Annotated in this window: 10 protein-coding genes; 5 read left to right on the plus strand and 5 right to left on the minus strand. The window is 66.4% G+C overall.

The genetic code is table 11. The features are described 5' to 3' along the window. The first annotated feature begins 4 nt into the window (after nt 1–4). From NX068_RS10840 to clpB, 4 genes are all read left to right on the plus strand, one after another. Nucleotides 5–373, plus strand: a complete 369-nt coding sequence (locus tag NX068_RS10840) for a response regulator transcription factor (protein ID WP_068635476.1) — start codon at nt 5–7, stop codon at nt 371–373. 6 nt (nt 374–379) lie between these two features. Further along, nucleotides 380–2,575: a 3'-5' exonuclease gene (locus NX068_RS10845; RefSeq protein ID WP_263461299.1), complete on the plus strand. Its 2,196-nt coding sequence runs from the start codon at nt 380–382 to the stop codon at nt 2,573–2,575. 40 nt (nt 2,576–2,615) lie between these two features. Beyond that, a complete protein-coding gene (locus NX068_RS10850; RefSeq protein WP_263461283.1) occupies nt 2,616–4,661 on the plus strand; it encodes a sodium:solute symporter family protein in 2,046 nt (681 codons plus the stop codon). Between the two features lie 79 nt (nt 4,662–4,740). Continuing rightward, nucleotides 4,741–7,332, plus strand: a complete 2,592-nt coding sequence (clpB, locus tag NX068_RS10855; protein ID WP_263461284.1) for an ATP-dependent chaperone ClpB — start codon at nt 4,741–4,743, stop codon at nt 7,330–7,332. 55 nt (nt 7,333–7,387) lie between these two features. Here the strand turns inward: clpB and NX068_RS10860 are convergent, their stop codons facing one another. Continuing rightward, nucleotides 7,388–10,681: an EAL domain-containing protein gene (locus tag NX068_RS10860; protein ID WP_263461285.1), complete on the minus strand. Its 3,294-nt coding sequence runs from the start codon at nt 10,679–10,681 to the stop codon at nt 7,388–7,390. Between the two features lie 149 nt (nt 10,682–10,830). On the opposite strand from NX068_RS10860, the gene NX068_RS10865 reads away from it, so the two are divergent. Continuing rightward, nucleotides 10,831–12,726 (plus strand): SurA N-terminal domain-containing protein, encoded by a 1,896-nt coding sequence (locus tag NX068_RS10865; protein ID WP_263461286.1) that lies wholly within the window; start codon nt 10,831–10,833, stop codon nt 12,724–12,726. 156 nt (nt 12,727–12,882) lie between these two features. Here NX068_RS10865 and NX068_RS10870 read toward each other — a convergent pair whose 3' ends face one another. The 4 genes from NX068_RS10870 to NX068_RS10885 form a co-directional block, all read right to left on the minus strand. Further along, nucleotides 12,883–15,060, minus strand: coding sequence for an ATP-binding protein (locus NX068_RS10870; RefSeq protein ID WP_263461287.1), 2,178 nt, complete (start codon nt 15,058–15,060; stop codon nt 12,883–12,885). Then, nucleotides 15,057–16,166: a TIR domain-containing protein gene (locus tag NX068_RS10875; RefSeq protein WP_263461288.1), complete on the minus strand. Its 1,110-nt coding sequence runs from the start codon at nt 16,164–16,166 to the stop codon at nt 15,057–15,059. The genes NX068_RS10870 and NX068_RS10875 overlap by 4 nt, the downstream gene beginning before the upstream one ends. Nucleotides 16,167–16,323: 157 nt before the next feature. Continuing rightward, nucleotides 16,324–17,118 (minus strand): enoyl-ACP reductase FabI, encoded by a 795-nt coding sequence (locus NX068_RS10880; RefSeq protein WP_263461289.1) that lies wholly within the window; start codon nt 17,116–17,118, stop codon nt 16,324–16,326. Nucleotides 17,119–17,257: 139 nt separating this feature from the next. Beyond that, a complete protein-coding gene (locus NX068_RS10885) occupies nt 17,258–18,004 on the minus strand; it encodes a hypothetical protein (RefSeq protein WP_263461290.1) in 747 nt (248 codons plus the stop codon). Nucleotides 18,005–18,083: the final 79 nt, after the last annotated feature.

Below are 18,083 nucleotides of genomic sequence, written 5' to 3' on the forward strand. Positions count from 1 at the left end.
GAGCATGACCAAGAAGATCCTGATCGCAGACGACGAACAGAATATCGTCATATCCCTGGAATTCCTCATGAAGCGTGAGGGTTTCGAGGTGCTGGTGGCGAACGACGGCGAAGAGGCGGCACGGCGGATCCGCAGCGATCATCCCGACCTCGTCCTGCTCGACGTGATGATGCCTAAGAAGAGCGGCTTCGAGGTCTGTCAGGAAATCAAGGCCGATCCGGCCATGGCGGCGGTCCGCATCCTGATGCTGACCGCCAAGGGGCGCGACACCGAGGTGGCGAAAGGGCTGGCGCTCGGCGCCGATGCCTACATGACCAAGCCGTTCTCGACCAAGGAGCTGGTGGAGAAGGTCCGCAGCCTGCTGGGAGGCTGAACGATGATGTCGGCCCGCACGCGCTTTGCCCTCGCGGTCGTCGTTCTGGGCCTGTTGATGACCGGCCCGTTCGTTCTCACTGCCCTGATCGTCTGGCTCGAGACGCATGACGAAGGCCGGCAGCAGTTGACCGAGGTCCTGCTGCCCCACCTCGGTGTCGGCACGATGCTGACCATCGTCGGTTTTGCCGCCGGCGTCGGCGTGCTGCGCATCCTGTTTCGCCAGTACGTGCAAGGCCTGCTGCGGATGGCGGAGAACCTGCGCCTGATGCTCGGCGCCAACCGCGGTTTCCGCGTCCAGCCCGAAGGACCGCCCGAAGTGCGGATGCTGGCGAGCGCGGCGAACGAACTGGCAAGCCAGCGCGACGAGATCCTTGCCGACGTCGAGGCGCAGATCGCCCGCGCCAAGGATTCGGTCGAGCAGGAGAAGAACCGCCTTGCCGCGCTGATGTCCGAACTGACCCAGAGCGTGGTGGTGTGCAACCTGGACGGCCGGATCCTGCTCTACAACAACCGCGCGCGCATGCAGTTCCGTGCCTTGTCCGACGCGCCGGGGGTGGCCGGCGGCGGCGAACTGATCGGCCTCGGCCGTTCGATCTACGCGGTGTTCGAGCGCAACCTGATCGCCCATGCGCTCGAGACCATCCAGCAGCGCCTCAGGCGCGGTGCCGCCCAACCGCAGGCCAACTTCGTCACCACCACACGAGCCGGGCAGTTGCTGCGGGTGCAGATGGCGCCGGTGCTGTCGGTGGCGAAGCCGCAAGGGGAAGGTGAAGGCGCTGCCGGGGAGGAGGCCGAGCGCACGCAGACCGGCTTCATCCTGATGCTCGACAACATCACCCGCAACTTCGAGACCGAGTCGCGCCGCGACCAGATGCTGCACAACCTGACCGAAGGCAACCGCGCCGCGCTGGCGAACGTGCGGGCGGCGGCGGAAATGCTCGAGTACGGCGACCTGCCCGACGACATGCGCGACCGCTTTCGCCGCGTGATCCGCGACGAGGTGCAGGGCATGAGCCAGCGTCTCAACGAGACCGCCGAAGCCTTCGCCGATTCGCTGAAGGCGCGCTGGCCGCTGGAGGAAATGCTCGGCGCCGACCTGGTCGCGGCCGTGCAGCGCCGCATCGAGCAGCGCATCGAGTTGCGCACCAAGCTCGAGGAGATCGATGAAAACCTGTGGGTGAAGGTCGACAGCTTCTCGCTGATCCAGGCCCTGACCTATCTGGCGAGCCGCCTGTCCGACGAGTTCGAGGTACGCGAAGTGCGCTTCCGCCTCACCGCGGCCGGGCGCCTGGTGCACCTCGACCTGATCTGGTCGGGCCAGGCGATGAGCAACGAGACGGTGATGAGCTGGGAACTCGAGCCGATGCGGATCGAGGACGAGAGCAGCCCGCTGACGGTGCGCGACGTCATCGATCGCCACGACGGCGAAATGTGGCTGGAGCGCGAGAAAGTCCGCCACCGCGCCTTCTTCCGCGTGCTGCTGCCGGCTGCGGTGCCGCAGGAGCAGGCCGAGGCCGAGCTGTTCCTGCGCGGCGAGAGCCGGCCGGAATACTACGATTTCGACCTTTTCGCCTGGTCGGAAAAATCGCACGGGATCGAGGACCGTCCGCTGACCGAGCTGGTGTTCACGGTGTTCGATACCGAAACCACCGGGCTCAACCCTTCGCAGGGCGACGAGATCATCCAGATCGGCGCCACCCGAATCCTCAACGGCAAGCTGCTGCGCAACGAATCCTTCGAGCAACTGATCGATCCGCGCCGGCCGCTTGCGGCGGCATCGGCGGAGATCCACGGCATCACCGAGGAGATGCTGAAAGGCCAGCCCGCGATCGACACGGTGCTGCCGGCTTTCCACGCCTTTGCCGCCGATACCGTGCTGATCGCCCACAACGCCGCTTTCGACATGCGCTTCCTGCAGCTCAAGGAGGAAGCGACCGGCTTGCGCTTCGACCAGCCGGTGCTCGATACTTTGCTGCTGTCGGCAGTGGTGCACCCGAACCAGGAGTCGCACCGCCTGGAGGCGATCGCCGAACGGCTCGGCCTGACGATCGTCGGCCGGCATACCGCGCTCGGCGACGCCATCGTCACCGCCGAGGTGTTCCTGAAACTCGTTCCGCTGCTGGCGGACAAGGGCATCCGGACCCTGCGTCAGGCGCGCGAAGCCGCGGAGCAGACCTACTACGCACGGATCAAGTATTGATGCATCGCACCCCAGCCGGCGCCTTCGGGCGGGATAGACCGTGAGCGCCCAATCCGCCTTCACCAGCCGGCTCAAGCGTTACTACGCCTGGTACACAGGCATTTTCCTGCTGTTCGTCGTCGGGCTCGCCATCGGCGAATACCTGGGCCTGCCGCAAGGCGTGATCGGCCACACTTTCCTGTTCGTCACCATCGCGATCTACGCCGGCATCGGCGTCATGAGCCGGACCTCGAACGTGTCGGAGTACTACGTCGCCGGCCGGCGCGTTCCCGCGCTGTTCAACGGCATGGCCACCGCGGCCGACTGGATGAGCGCGGCATCCTTCATCGGCCTGGCGGGCACGCTGTACTTCTCGGGCTTCGAGGGGCTCGCCTTCGTCACCGGCTGGACCGGCGGCTTCGTGCTGGTGGCGCTGCTGATCGCGCCCTATCTGCGCAAGTTCGGCCAATACACCATTCCGGACTTTCTCGGCGAGCGCTATCAGGGCAACGTCGCCCGCGTGGTCGGGCTGGTGGCGACCGTGCTCGCCAGCTTCGTGTACCTGGTGGCGCAGATCTACGGCGTGGGCCTGGTGACCAGCCGCTTCATCAGCATCGAGTTCGAGATCGGCCTGTTCATCGGCCTCGCCGGCATTCTGCTGTGCTCCTTCTTGGGCGGCATGCGGGCGGTGACCTGGACCCAAGTCGCGCAGTACGTGATCCTGGTCATCGCCTACCTGGTGCCGGTGGTGATCCTGTCGTACAAGCTCACCGACGTGCCGATTCCGCAGGCGGTCTATGGCGCGGTGCTGCAGCAGATCAGCGCGCGCGAGGAAGTCCTGTTCGACGCTCCCGACGAAGTCGAGGTGCGCGAGCTGTACCGCCAGCGCGCCGAAAGCTATGCCGACCGGATAGCACGGCTGCCGGAGTCGCTCGAGCTCGAGCGCCGCGCCATGATCGAACGGCTCAATGCGCTGCGCCTGGGCAATGCCTCGGCGCGCGAGATCGCGCTGGCCGAACGTGCATTGCGCGATCTGCCGCGCACGCCCGGCGACGCGAAACTGGTGTGGGAGAAGGCGCGCACCGAAGCACTCGAACGAGCCCGGCCGCCGCCGCGCCATGCCGAGGCCCACCCCGGCGCGACGCCGGAGGAATCCCGCATCGCGCGCAACAACTTCCTGGCGCTGATGTTCGTGCTGATGCTCGGCACCGCGGGCCTGCCCCACATCCTGATGCGCTACTACACCACGCCGGGCGTGGTCGATGCGCGCAAGTCGGTGCTGTGGTCGATGTTCTTCATCTTCCTGCTCTACGTCACCGCGCCGGCCTACGCGGTGTTCGCCAAGTGGGAGGTCTATCACAACCTCGTCGGCTCCAGCCTCGACATCCTGCCCGACTGGGTGATGTCGTGGGGCAAGGTCGGGCTGGTGAAGATTGAGGACCTGAACGGCGACGGCATCCTGCAGCTTGCCGAACTGAGCCTGAACACCGACGTCATCGTGCTCGCCACGCCGGAGATCGCCGGCTTGCCCTACGTGGTGTCCGGCCTGGTGGCGGCGGGCGGCCTGGCGGCGGCGCTGTCCACCGCCGACGGACTGCTGCTGACGATTTCCAACGCCTTCTCGCACGACCTCTACTACAAGGTGCTGCGGCCGACGGCTTCGGCCCATCGGCGCCTGGTGATCTCCAAGTCGCAGTTGCTGGTGGTTGCGGTGGTGGCGGCCTGGGTCGCTTCGCTGCGCCCGGACAACATCCTGTTCACGGTCGGGTTGGCGTTCTCGATCGGCGCTTCGGCGCTGTTCCCGGCGCTGGTGCTGGGCATCTTCTGGAAGCGGGCCAACCGGCCCGGCGCGGTCGCCGGCATGCTGGTCGGGCTGACGGTCACGGTGTTCTACATGGTGCGCACGCACGGCTTCTTCGGCGGCTCGATGGACAATGCCTGGTTTGGCATCAGTTCGATTTCGGCCGGGGTGTTCGGCGTGCCGCTCGGCTTCCTGACCATCGTCGTCGTCAGCCTGCTGACCAGGCCGCCGCCGCAGGAAATCCAGGATCTGGTGGACTATGTGCGCTATCCGCAATTGCCGTCGGACGCGCAAAGGCTGAATTGAGCCGGGAGCATCCCCACTTGAAGCGCGGGCAATGCGCCCCACATAGGGTTCAGTTCAACGAATCCCGAGGATGGCTTCCATGCGCTTCGACAAGCTCACGACCAAGTTCCAGCAGGCCCTCGCCGATGCGCAGAGCATCGCGGTGGGCAACGACCAGCAATTCATCGAGCCGCTGCACGTGCTGCAGGCGCTGCTTGAACAGGACGACGGCGGCAGCGTGTCGCTGCTGCAGCGCGCCGGCGTCAACGTGCCGCCGCTGAAGACGGCGCTCGGCAAGGCCATCGGCCGCCTGCCCAAGGTGGAGGGCCACGGCGGCGAAGTCAGCATCGGCCGCGACCTCAACAACCTGCTCAACGTCACCGATCGCGAAGCGCAGAAGCGCGGCGACCAGTTCATCGCCAGCGAGATGTTCCTGCTCGCGCTCGCCGACGACAAGGGCGAAGCCGGCCGCCTGCTGAAGGAGCACGGCCTCACGCGCAAGGCGCTGGAAGCCGCGATCGAGGCGGTGCGCGGCGGCGCGAGCGTCGGCAGCCAGGATGCCGAAGGCCAGCGCGAGTCGCTGAACAAGTACTGCCTGGACCTCACCGAGCGCGCCCGCAGCGGCAAGCTCGACCCGGTGATCGGCCGCGACGACGAGATCCGCCGGGCGATCCAGATCCTGCAGCGCCGCACCAAGAACAACCCGGTGCTGATCGGCGAGCCCGGCGTCGGCAAGACCGCCATCGTCGAAGGCTTGGCGCAGCGCATCGTCAATGACGAAGTGCCGGAGACGCTGAAAGGCAAGCGCGTGCTGTCGCTCGACATGGCGGCGCTGCTGGCCGGCGCCAAGTACCGCGGCGAGTTCGAGGAACGCCTGAAGGCGGTGCTGAAGGAGATCGCCCAGGAAGAAGGGCAGATCATCCTGTTCATCGACGAGATCCACACCATGGTCGGCGCCGGCAAGGCCGAAGGCGCGATGGACGCCGGCAACATGCTGAAGCCGGCGCTGGCGCGCGGCGAACTGCACTGCATCGGCGCCACCACGCTGGACGAATACCGCAAGTACATCGAGAAGGATGCTGCGCTCGAGCGCCGCTTCCAGAAGGTGCTGGTCGAGGAACCGACGGTGGAAGCCACCATCGCGATCCTGCGCGGCCTGCAGGAGAAGTACGAGATCCACCACGGCGTCGACATCACCGACCCGGCGATCGTCGCCGCCGCCGAGCTGAGCCATCGCTACATCACCGACCGCTTCCTGCCGGACAAGGCGATCGACTTGATCGACGAGGCTGCGGCGCGGATCAAGATGGAGATCGACTCCAAGCCCGAGGTCATGGACAAGCTCGACCGCCGCATGATCCAGCTCAAGATCGAGCGCGAGGCGGTGAAGAAGGAGAAGGACGAAGCCTCGCAGAAGCGCCTGCAACTGATCGAGGAAGAACTCGAGAAGCTGCAGCGCGAGTACAACGACCTCGAGGAAATCTGGAAGGCGGAAAAGGCCAAGGTCGCCGGCTCGGCCCACATCAAGGAAGAGATCGATACGCTGCGTGCGCAGATGGCGGAATTCCAGCGCAAGGGCCAGCTCGACAAGGTCGCGGAGCTGCAGTACGGCAAGCTGCCCCAGCTCGAAGCGCAGTTGAAGGTGGCGGAGCAGGCCGCTCAGGGGGCAGCAGCGGGAGGCACGCCGAACAAGCTGCTGCGCACCCAGGTCGGCACCGAGGAAATCGCCGAGGTGGTGTCGCGCGCCACCGGCATCCCGGTCAGCAAGATGATGCAGGGCGAGCGCGAGAAGCTGCTGCACATGGAAGACAAGCTGCACGAGCGCGTGGTCGGCCAGGACGAGGCGGTGCGCCTGGTGGCGGACGCCATCCGCCGCTCGCGCGCCGGCCTGTCGGACGAGAACCGCCCGTATGGCTCCTTCCTGTTCCTCGGCCCCACCGGCGTCGGCAAGACCGAGCTGTGCAAGACGCTGGCGAGCTTCCTGTTCGATTCCGAGGAGCACCTGATCCGCATCGACATGAGCGAGTTCATGGAGAAGCATTCGGTCGCCCGCCTGATCGGCGCGCCGCCGGGCTACGTCGGCTACGAGGAAGGCGGCTACCTGACCGAGCAGGTACGGCGCAAGCCCTACAGCGTGATCCTGTTCGACGAGGTCGAGAAGGCCCACCCGGACGTGTTCAACGTGCTGCTGCAGGTGCTCGACGACGGCCGCATGACCGATGGCCAGGGCCGCACGGTGGACTTCAAGAACACCGTGATCGTGATGACCTCGAACCTCGGTAGCCAGATGATCCAGGCCATGGCCGGCGACGACTACGGCGTGATCAAGCTTGCGGTGATGGCCGAGGTCAAGACTTATTTCCGCCCCGAGTTCATCAACCGGATCGACGAAGTCGTGGTGTTCCATGCGCTCGACGAGAAGCACATCGCCGGTATCGCGAAAATCCAGCTGCAGTACCTGCAGCGGCGCCTGGCGCGGCTGGACATGGCGCTGGAGGTCACAGACGCGGCGCTGGCCGAACTGGCGGAAGCAGGCTTCGACCCGGTGTTCGGCGCACGGCCGCTGAAGCGGGCGATCCAGGAGCGCATCGAGAACCCGCTGGCGAAGGCGATTCTCGAAGGAGGCTTCGCCGCCAAGGACCGTATCAAGGTCGATGCCAGGGACGGCAAGCTGCTGTTCGAAAAGGCCTGATTCCGCCGCTATACCCTGGCCTGGCGTCCCACCCAGGCCTGACACCCTCGGGTGCTCAGGCCTGGGCCATGATCCGGACCCATTCCTCGAACGCGGCGGCATCCAGCGGCCGCGAGAACAGGTAGCCCTGCATCCGGGTGCATTCCCGCTCGGTGAGGAAGGCGCGTTGTGCGGCAGTCTCCACCCCTTCGGCGACGACGTCCATGCCGAGCGCGCGGGCCAGCGACAGCGCCGCCGTCGCGACTGCCGCATCTTCGGCATCGCCCGGCAGGTCGGCGATGAAGGAGCGGTCGATCTTCAACTGCTTCAGCGGCAGGCGCTTGAGGTAGGCGAGGCTGGAGTAGCCGGTGCCGAAGTCGTCGAGCGCAAGCGTCAGCCCCATATCCACCAGCTTTTCGAGACGCTCGGAGAGGGCCGATCCCGGATCCATCAGCGCGCTTTCGGTGATCTCGAGTTCGATGGCGAGCGGATTGGCGCCGGTCTCGGCGAGAATCGCCTCGACGGTGGCGACGAAGTTGCTGCGCTGGAATTGCAGCGCGGAGATGTTGATCGCGACCGTCAGTGCGCCCAGACCTTGCCGGCCCCATTCCGCCTGCTGCCGGCAGGCTTCGCGCAGCACCCATTCGCCGATCGGCACGATCATCCCCGAATCTTCGGCAACCGGAATGAAGACCGCGGGCGGCACCATGCCGCGCTCGGGATGGCGCCAGCGCAGCAGCGCCTCGCAGCCGACCACACAGCCGCTGGCGGTGTCGATCTGGGGCTGGTAGTGCAGCGCCAGTTCGCCGTTGCCGATCGCGCGGCGCAGGGCGTTTTCCAGTTGCAGGCGCTCGATCGCCTGCCGGTTCATTTCCGGCACGAAGAACTGGTAATTGTTGCGGCCGGCGGCCTTGGCGCCGTACATGGCGGTGTCCGCATGTCTCAGCAGCATGTCGATGGAGTCGCCGTCCTCGGGATAGATGGCGATGCCGATGCTCATCGACGGCCGCAACTCGTACTCGTTGATGGCGATGGCTTCGCCCAGTACCTCGAGGATCTTCCGTGCCACGGCTGCGGCGTCCTCGACATGGTCCAGCCTGGGCAGCAGCGCGACGAATTCGTCGCCGCCCAGGCGGGCGAGCCGGTCTTCACTGCGCATGCAACTGCCCAGCCTGCTCGAGAGCGTGGCGAGCAGGCTGTCGCCGATGGTGTGGCCGAGCGAATCGTTGATCGTCTTGAAGTTGTCGAGATCGAGAAACAGCACCGCCATGCGGTCATCGTGGCGCTCGGCCGAGGCCAGGGCCTCCTGCGCATGGGCGACCCAGGCGCTGCGGTTGGGCAGGCCGGTCAGCGGGTCGTAGTGGGCGAGGAAATGGATGTGGGCGTCGGCTTCGCGTGCTGCGGTGACGTCCTGCACGGTGCCGCGCAGGCGCGCCAGCATGCCCCCGCGCCATTCGCTTTCGATGCGGAACTGCAGGATCGAAGGCGGTGCCGTGGCGGTCCGGCACTCCAGGGTCGCTTCGCCGGGGGCATTGATGACCTGCGCGAAGCGGGTTTCGAGCAGAGGGCGATCTTCGGGGTGGAGTGCGGCCAGAATGTCGTCCAGCGAGTCGAGCGTGCCCTGGCTGCAGCCGAGCAGGGAATGGAGTTCGTGCGAGCAGCGCAGCCCTTCGCGTCCGCTGCGGGTTTCCCAACTGCCCATGTGGGCGATGCGCATGGCTTCGGCGAGCGCGGCCTGCTTGTCGTAGAGCGACGCCGTGGTGGCCTCGAGTTCCCGGGTACGGCTCTCGACTAGCGAGGCGATCCGGCGCGTGTTGCCGGTGGTGAGCAGCAGGAAGATGCCGAGCAGGCCCAGGCTGAAGAGACCGGTGGCGACCGTGCCCCATGCGACCCAGCTGCGCTGGGCCTTCAGATAGGCGTCGCCGATGCGCAGACGCAATTCCCACGGCCGGCCAGCGAAGGGCAATGGAATCGCCCGCGCGAGATCTCCCGCTATCCACTCGTCGGTGTCGCAAGCCAGCGGGCCGCTGAGCCTGGTGGGCGGGCCGCCCGTACCGTGATCCACCAGGCACAGCTCGATGCCGATCTCGCGGGCATTGCTGCGCACGCTGACCAGGGCATCGTCCATGCGGAATGCGGCGGAAATCATCCCTGCCGGACTGCCCGCCTGGCCGGCGGGGGCGTACTTGGCCTGCTCGCTGGCGAGATAGATCACGACGCCGTTCTGCTTCTCGGTTTCCCGCATCAGGCTGAACGCTCCGCTCACCACCGGCAGCCCGGTTTGCCGTGCTTCGTGGACCGCCCAGGCGGTCGGCGGCAGCGACAGGGCATTGAGGCCGAGCGTACTCTGGTTCTGCTCGAAGGGCTCGACGTAGATGATCGGGAAATACTCGTCCGCTGGTGGCGCGATGAAGCTGCGGCCGTCGGCATCCCGGTCGAGAATGCGGAAGACGGGCTGTTCCGGGCCGCCGGCGGCGCGCTCGAAGGCCGCCCGCTCCGTGTCCAGGACCAGGGGGTTCCAAGTGAAGTTGTGCGTGCCCGGATAACGCATCAGCCAGGGTGAGACGAAGTTGCGGAAGGTCTCGCGGCTCAGCGTCTCTTTTGCACCCACCAGGCCCTTGAGCGCGAGCAGCATGTCGAGCTGCGCGTCGAGCCGCTTGCTGAGCTGGCTGGCGAGGTGCGAGGTGTCGCGTTCGAACTGGGCTTCCAGGCGCATGCTTTCCCAGGCCATGACGTAGCGGAATGCCAGGCCGAGGATCAGCAGCGCGACCGCGAACGGCACGGCGACGCCGGCCCGGCGGCCATGCCAGTCGCTTGCCGGCCGCCCGAAAAAGACGAACATCAGCGGTGCGGCGACGATGATGCCGATGGTGTCGCCGAGCCACCAGCTCCACCAGCTGAAGAACTCGTCCGATACCGGAAACTGTCCGCTGCCATGAAGCAGCGGCAAGGCGAGCGTCGGTGCCAGCAAGGCGCTGAATGGGGCGACGATGACGATGAAGCGCACGATCGGCCGTGGTGAATCGAGGCGGTTCGGGAAGCCGATCGTTTTCTGCGCCAGCCAGGCGCCTGCGAGCGCCTGCAGCGTCACGGTGGCTGCCAGCAGGCACTGCAGGACGGGGGAGATGTCCATGCCACCATCGAGCAGTATCTGCTCGGTCATCAGCTCGACCGCGAACGCGCCGGCGAAGACCGCAGGCCAGACGCCGAAACCGTAGATGAGCAGGGCGGACAGGGCGATGCCCGCAGGCGGAAACACCGGTGAGGCGATGTCGGGCGGGACGGCAAGCTTCAGCGATAGCCAGCCTGCCACGGCATAACCGAGTGCGATCATGGCCAGCAGGCCCGGACGGCGGAAAAGCGTGCGCATTTGCATGCCGCAAGTGTAGTGGTTCCCGTCCATTCATTTCGAGTAGTTCGACACGCTCGTGCGGTTCGGGAAGCCGATTCCTCGCGGGATGCGATAAACTGCCGGCTTCCCGTTTCTTCACATCCCCAGGCATTCCAACGGAAATCGAGATGTTCGAGGCTGTACGCAACAACAAGCGCATTGCGCAAATCATTCTGGCCGTCCTCATCGTGCCGTTCGCATTCTTCGGCATGGATGCCTATTTCAGCGATGCGCCGGGCGGAAACGAAGTCGCGGTCGTGGCGGGCACGCCGATCGGCGCGCTCGAATTCGAGCAGGCGCTGCGCGACCAGCAGGATCGCCTGCGTGCCGCTGCCGGCGGCGAAGTCGATCGCGCCCTGCTCGAATCGGAGGCGCTGCGCCGCTCGGTGCTGGACAACGTCATCAACCGCCGCGTGCTCGCCCTCTACGCCGCCGACAACCGCTTCAGCGTCACGCCGCAGGAATTGCAGGAAACCATCGCCGCCGTGCCTTCTTTCCAGGAAGACGGCCGCTTTTCCCTCGAACGCTACGAAATGCTGCTGCGCGCCCAAGGCATGACGCCGGCGATGTTCGAATCCCGCCTGGCGCAGGACGTCCGCATCCAGCACGTTTCGCTGGCCGTGGGCGATGCCGGCTTCGCGCCGCTGTCGTCGGCCCGCCGTTTCCTCGAAGCGCAGCTCGAAGAGCGCACCGTCAGCGAGCTGCGCCTGTCGGGCGCCGGCCTGGCGGCCGACCTCCAGGTCGGCGACGACGAGATCGGCACCTGGTATGCCGCCAACGCCGCTCGCTTCCAGCGCCCGGCGCGCCTGCAGGCGGAATACGTGGTGTTCGACCGTGAAGCCGTGGAGAAGCAGGTCAGCGTCGGTGAAGACGAGATCAAGGCTTTCTACGACGGCAACCCCGGCCGTTTCGGTGTCGCCGAGGAGCGCCAGGCACGCCATATCCTGCTCGAGCTTGCGGCCGATGCCGATGCCGCCGAAGTCGAGCGGGTGATGGGCGAGGCACGGGCGATCGCCGAGCAACTGCGCAAGGATCCGTCGGCTTTCGCCGAAGTCGCGAAGGAAAAGTCGAAGGACAGCGGTTCCGCCTCGCGCGGCGGCGATCTGGGCTTCTTCGGCCGTGGAGCGATGGTCGCTTCATTCGAGGATGCAGCGTTCTCGCAGCAGAAGGATGAGATCGGCGAACCGGTGCGCAGCGACTTCGGCGTCCATGTCATCCAGGTCACTGCCATCAAGCCGGCGTCCACCCGTCCGTTCGACGAAGTGCGCGGCGAAATCGAAACCGAGCTGCGCAGCCAGGCTGCGAGCAGGCTGTTTGCCGAACAGGCCGAGCAGTTCGCCAACATGGTCTACGAGCAGTCGGACAGCCTGGCGCCGGTCGCCGAGGCGCTGAAGCTCGAGGTCCGCAGCACCGACTGGGTGTCGCGCAATGGCGGCAACGTCGGCGGCTACAGCAGCGAGCGTCTGCTCGATACGCTGTTCGCCGACGATGCGGTGACGAGTGCCCGCAACACCGAGGCGATCGAAGTGGCGCCGAACACGTTGGTCGCTGCGCGGGTGAAGGCCTTCGAAGCCGCAGTGCAGCCACCGCTCGACGAAGTGCGCGACGAGGTTGTGGCCGAACTGCGCCGCGAGGCAGGTGCAAAACGCGCCCAGGAGCAGGGCAGCGCGATGCTGGCTGCGCTCGACAAGGGCGAAGCGGTCGAAGGCAATTTCGGCGCCGTGCGCAAGTTGCAGCGAGCCGCACCCGGCCTGCCCGGCGAAGCGATGCAGGCGGTGTTCTCGGCACCGACGGCCAAGCTGCCGGCCCATGTCGGCCTGGCCCTGCCGGACGGCGACTACGTGATCTACCGCATTGAAGCGGTCGACCGTCCGCAGATCACCGACGGCGACGAGCGGGTCAGGGCGGTGGCCGAGCAATACGGCCAGGTGCTGGCCGAGCGCGATTTCGCCGCTTTCATCGCCGAACTGCGCAAGCGTTACGAAGTCCAGGTCAAGCTGACATCGCAACAGGCGCAGCAGTGATTCATGTCGCAGGCCGCGTGAACCCGGCCTGCGACGTACTGCCCCCAAGCTTGAGATCGCCGTTGCCGATGCCCGCCGAGCTGCCGCAGCTAATCCTGCCGCCGCGCCGAAGTGCGCGCGCTACACGCCAAACGCCTTGGATGGCCGGCCTGTCCTTCAGCGCGGGCTGATCTTGCCGGTGGCGAACCACACTTCGAAGTGGCGCGGGCGGATGTTGGTGGCGTTTTCATAGCGCCCGCTGAGATCTTCCAGCACCAGCGTCGGGCTGATCAGCAAGGAGTTCGCGGTCTTGAGCAGCCGCTCGCCGTCGCTGCGGCATTCCTCGGCCTTGAAGCAACGCAGCACGCTGCGCGCCGGTGGGCGCGCGACCAGTTCCACGCCTGGCACCTGGAGCCTTTCACCGCCGGCCCCGAGCTTGGTCAGCAATGTCGCGAACTGGTGCGCCGCGGCACGCTGGCCGTCCTCGGCGATATGGACGTAGATCCTCATCGGCACGGCCAGATTCTTCAGATTGCCGACTTGCGTGTTTATCGTTTCCTCTGCCTGCTGGAAGGTTTTCGCCAACTGGTCGTTGTTCGCGTAGGTTGCTTGCGCCTGGCGGAGGTTCTCCTGGACCGTGCGCAGCGCGGCAATGGTATCCCGCGCCTCGGCAAGCAAGGCCTCGGTGCGCGCGTGCTGTTCCGCCTCGCTCGCCCGCGCCGCCGCTTCGCTTGCCTGTGCCGCCTTGGCCGCCCTGGATTCGTTCCAGGCGAACACGACCGCCGTCGAGATCACCGTGACCAGCAGCACGAGTGCGGCGATTCCCCATGAAAGCGCACGCACCCGCTGTTCGCGCTTGCGTGCGGCCGCCTGTGCGGCCTGTTCGCGATCACGTGCTTCGGCGCTGGCTGCGAGCAGCCGCTTCACTCGCGGCCAGCCGCCGCCGTAGCGCTCGGCCCAGGCCGGGTTGCGGCGCTTGATCCACGCCAGGCGTTCGCCGGTGGTGGTGGGGCCCAGCACGTTGGACGGATCGCGTTCGAAGCTGTCGGCCTGGACCAGCAGCGCGCGCCACACCAGTCCGTTGCGAAATTCCCGCACCAGCCAGCCATTGCCGGGGTCGGCCAGCCGCTCCCAACAGCGGATCAATGCCTCGTGGCTGATGTCGACCCGTTCGTCGGCCGCGATCGGCGCCTCTCCGTAGGGACGCAGCAGCGACGCGCCGTCGACCCGGAACGGCTTCAGCACATGCTGCAGCTCCGCTTCGCCGCAGCCCGCGATCGCGGCCAGATCCGCGAAGCTCCGGGGACGACGGATCGCCTGCCCCTCGGTGTTGATTTCGGTCAGCGCGCGGAACACGTCTTCGACCACGCGCACCTCGCCGGCACGCTCGCCGAAGAACGCCTGTGCCTTGTCCATGACATCGTCGGCATGCCTGGACAGCAGGCCGGCCAGGCCGCTCGAACCGTCGTAGGCATCGCTGTCCAGCAGCCACCCCGCGGCATCATCGGCATGTCCGCCATGCTCGCTCCGGGGTAGCTCGACGTGGTCGCGATGGAGGAGCATGAGCCCGTGCTGGATGAGCGGCAACTGGTCCTGCCGGCCTCCCGCGTCATGGACCAGGCGCTCGGCGAGCGCCATGCTCACCTCGCCGCCGAACAGTTGCGCCGGCTCGCGGATCGCCCGCAGCAGATCGTCGTGCGTCATGCGCGGCAGCAGGTACTGGGCCCGGTTGACGGCTTCGGCAAAACCCTCGAAGCGCGCACATGCGCCGAGAAATTCGGAGCGCATCGTCAGCACCGCGTACAGGCCCGCGGGCGGTGTCTCGAACAGGCCGACCAGGAAGTCGGCGAGCAATTGCGCTTCCTCCGGGCCGTGCCGGCGGGCGAAGTCGAACAATTCCTCGAACTGGTCGATCAGTATGCACAGGTGATCGGTGGAGTCGCGGCGCAGCAGCGTCGCGATGGTCTCGGGCGCATCGCGGCCGAAGTTGAGCGCGCGGCGGATCTCGAGCGCGCGCTCTTCGTTGCCGCCGTCCAGTTCGGCCAGCGCGAGCGCGAGATTCCATAACGGGGCTTCGCCCGGCGTCATCGCGCAGGTGCGCCAGCTCAGGCCGCCGCGCGCACTTTCCTGCTCGAGGCGCGGCAGCACCGCGGCGCGCACAAGGGAACTCTTGCCACAGCCGGAGTCGCCATGGACCACCAGCAGCCGCCTGTCGATCAACTGCGCGACCACCGCGTCGGCCATCCGCTCGCGCCCGAAGAAAATCGGCCACTCGTGCTTTTCGAACGGCCTCAGCCCGGGGTAGGGCCGGCACGGCAGGACGACGTCGAAGACGTCCGCGGGTGGGCTGCTCACGGCGAACCCCCGGCCGCACGCGCCTTCGCGCCCAGCCAGTGCCGCACCTCGGCGGTCCACTGCGTGCGGGTGCCGTCGAGCCAGTCGGTCTGCATGATGCGCGCGGTCGCCTTGCGCACCGGCGTCGCGACGGCGTCGCCTGCGGTGTCGAGTAGGCCGCATGGCAGCAGGCGATTGGAGCGTGCGCGCGCCGACTGGCGGTCGTGCTTGCCGACCACCACCAGATCGGCGTCGAGGGCGCGTCCGTCGTCGGTGCCCAGCAGCAGCAATGCGTCGCAGCCGCACAAGGCCTCGACTCGCCGCTCGCGCACCTCCTGCAGTTTTTCCGGATCGTGCTCGATCGCATCCGGTTCGCCGGGTACGATCGCGAAGCCGCAGTCGATCAGCGCCATGCCTGCGGCTTCCCAGGCCTTGGCATGCTCGGCCCGGCCATGCAGGTAGATCGTCTGCCCCCCGTCGCTGGCAAGGCGTGCGCGCTCGGCCTCGGCCCTGACCCGGTTCGCGAGCGTACTCTTCAGCGCGTCGAGGCGCGGGTAGAGCCTGCCCACGATCGCCAGCAAAGCCTTGCGGAAAGCCACCGGGAAGGGGCCGGGCAACTCGAACCAGCCCAGCGGGCGATGTGAATCGCTGCCCTCGACCGGTTCGGAGAAGGCGAAGCCGACCAGGGGATGGCCGCGTGCGTCGGTGAGCGCAGCTGGCCAGGGCTCCGCGCCGGTCGGCCAGATCCTTATCACCGCGATCCGGTCGTCTGCCGGCAGGCCCAGTTCGGCCTGGCGTGCGCACCACCAGTCGCGCTCCTCGGCGCACCACTGCGACGCGAGGTAGTCGGGTGACATCAGTATTAGCAGGATCGCGCTCGCGCCGATCTCGGCGCGCAACTGGTCGGTGAGCGGCGCCATCGGATCCACGCCCTGGCCCGGCCGGTGCTTGTCGTCGAGAAAAATCCGCAAATCCTGGCGGAAGCGCCGGTCCGAGCGCAACTCGCGCTCGAGTTCATGCGCAAAAGCAACCGACCAGGGCTGGAGGAAACTCTGCCCGTTGCCATCGTCGCCGTGGCTGTAGCTTACGAAGATATCGTGCGCAAACGGCTCTCCGACGTAGGCCATGGCATGCTCCAGTCAAGGCGCTCAAGCACGCCGACGGCATGCTTGCCGATTTCACTATTGCACTCGATCGGCCGACAATCAAGGTCGAACCCTGGCCGGCGCGCTCGCCGGCCGGTTTCGGTTCAGCTTCGGGAGCTGCTGCAGCGTCGGCGCCTGCTCAGGCCATGGGTTCCGGGTTGCCCAGCGCGGTGATGTTGAAGCCGCCGTCCACGTACATGATCTCGCCAGTGATGCCGCTGGCGAGATCCGAACAGAGGAAGGCGGCGGCGTTGCCGACTTCGTCGATGCTGATGCTGCGGCGCAGCGGGGCGTTGTGTTCGTTGAAGGCGAGCAGCTTGCCGAAGCTGCCGATGCCCGACGCCGCCAGCGTCTTGATCGGGCCGGCGGATACGGCATTGACCCGGGTGCCTTCCGGGCCGAGGGTGACGGCGAGGTAGCGCACCGAGGCTTCGAGGCTGGCCTTGGCCAGGCCCATGATGTTGTAGTTGGGCATGGTGCGCTCGGCGCCGAGATAGGACAGCGTCAGCAGCGCGCCGTTGCGGCCCTTCATCAGCGGCCGGGCGGCCTTGGCCAGCGCCGGGAAGCTGTAGGCGCTGACCTCCTGGGAAAGCCGGAAGGCCTCGCGCGACAGGCCGTCGAGGAAATCGCCTTCGAGACTGTCGCTGGGAGCGTAGGCGATCGAATGCACCAAGCCATCGAGACCGTCCCAGTGCTGGCCGAGTTGTTCGAACAGGCCGGTGATCTGGGTGTCGTCCTGGACGTCGAGCGGGAACAGCAGGCTGCTGCCGAACTCGGCCGCCATCTTGGCCGCGCGTTCCTGGAAACGCTCATTCTGGTAGGTAAACGCGAGTTCTGCTCCTTCGCGGTGCATCGCCTTGGCGATGCCGTAGGCAATCGAACGGTTGCTGAGCAGACCGGTGATCAGGATTCGTTTGCCGGCAAGGAAAGCCATTGACCCTACTCCGAATGACAGGCGTTCGATTATAGCGAAAACCCTGATGGCGACAGAGGTCTTCGGTTCTGCTGTCAGCGGGATCGGCTGTTGCTTCGGGGACACCTCCGGGGGACGGAGCATGGTGCGCGGGGCACTCTCAGGAACGGCGGCGGATGATCGTGGGCAGGTTCGCTGCGATCAGAATCCAAAGAATGAACTGTATCACCGAGATGATCATGGCAAATCCATGCGGAGAAACCCAGCCGAGGAGCGGGAGCGGTTTGCATGCCGCTGGCGCAGGATCATGCTGTCCGGGAGGCGGCGAGGCATCATACGGTGCGCAAAGGGTGCCGTTCAGCCGTGCTCGCACGACTTCGGGTCGGGCACCGCCATAGAACGGAATCGCGTAGCTGGCCGCAAGGCCGAACGCCTTGCCCTTGCCCCAATCGAGCGCCAGGTCATAGGGTCGTCCGTTCGAGACTGGAGTGCCCGCCGAACCGCCTTCCCGGCTTTCGGTGAGCACGAATTCGACATTCCGGTGGTCCGAGAACACGTAGAGCACCGGCAGCACTGAAACCAGTAGCAACACGGCCATCCGGAGCGGTTTTGTTCCGTGCCCCGAAAACACGTTGTCGCACCAGTGCCAGCACCGCTTCAAGCCTGCCAACGATTTTTCCTGCCTGTCCTTCATGTCGCAATAGATGTCGTTGGCCAACGACTTCTTGCCGATGCGCGCGAGCCGCTGCTCGACATCGATGTAATTGCCGGCATCGAAGGGCTCGGATTTCCCGAGCAGTGCACGCACCTGCCTATCGTCCTCGAAACGCCAGTCACCGACCTGGATCGCGAGCAGATTGATGCAATGGCCGAACTGGAAGGATTCGCCGGCAGATTCGAATCCCAAGACTCTTGTATCTTTAAACCAGACCCGCGCGGTAGAGTTTGACTGCCGTATAGGCAGTCAAACCGGCCGGTGCAGCTTG

Source organism: Thauera carbonicopians (genome assembly GCF_025699485.1).
Classification (GTDB): Bacteria; Pseudomonadota; Gammaproteobacteria; order Burkholderiales; family Rhodocyclaceae; genus Thauera.

Excerpts from the sequence above, each read along its gene's own strand:
- NX068_RS10840 (WP_068635476.1), top strand. The coding sequence starts at position 5 with ATGACCAAGAAGATCCTGATCGCAGACGACGAACAGAATATCGTCATA.
- NX068_RS10845 (WP_263461299.1), top strand. The coding sequence starts at position 380 with ATGTCGGCCCGCACGCGCTTTGCCCTCGCGGTCGTCGTTCTGGGCCTG.
- clpB (WP_263461284.1), top strand. The coding sequence starts at position 4,741 with ATGCGCTTCGACAAGCTCACGACCAAGTTCCAGCAGGCCCTCGCCGAT.
- NX068_RS10860 (WP_263461285.1), bottom strand. The coding sequence starts at position 10,681 with ATGCGCACGCTTTTCCGCCGTCCGGGCCTGCTGGCCATGATCGCACTC.
- NX068_RS10865 (WP_263461286.1), top strand. The coding sequence starts at position 10,831 with ATGTTCGAGGCTGTACGCAACAACAAGCGCATTGCGCAAATCATTCTG.
- NX068_RS10875 (WP_263461288.1), bottom strand. The coding sequence starts at position 16,166 with ATGGCCTACGTCGGAGAGCCGTTTGCGCACGATATCTTCGTAAGCTAC.
- NX068_RS10880 (WP_263461289.1), bottom strand. The coding sequence starts at position 17,118 with ATGGCTTTCCTTGCCGGCAAACGAATCCTGATCACCGGTCTGCTCAGC.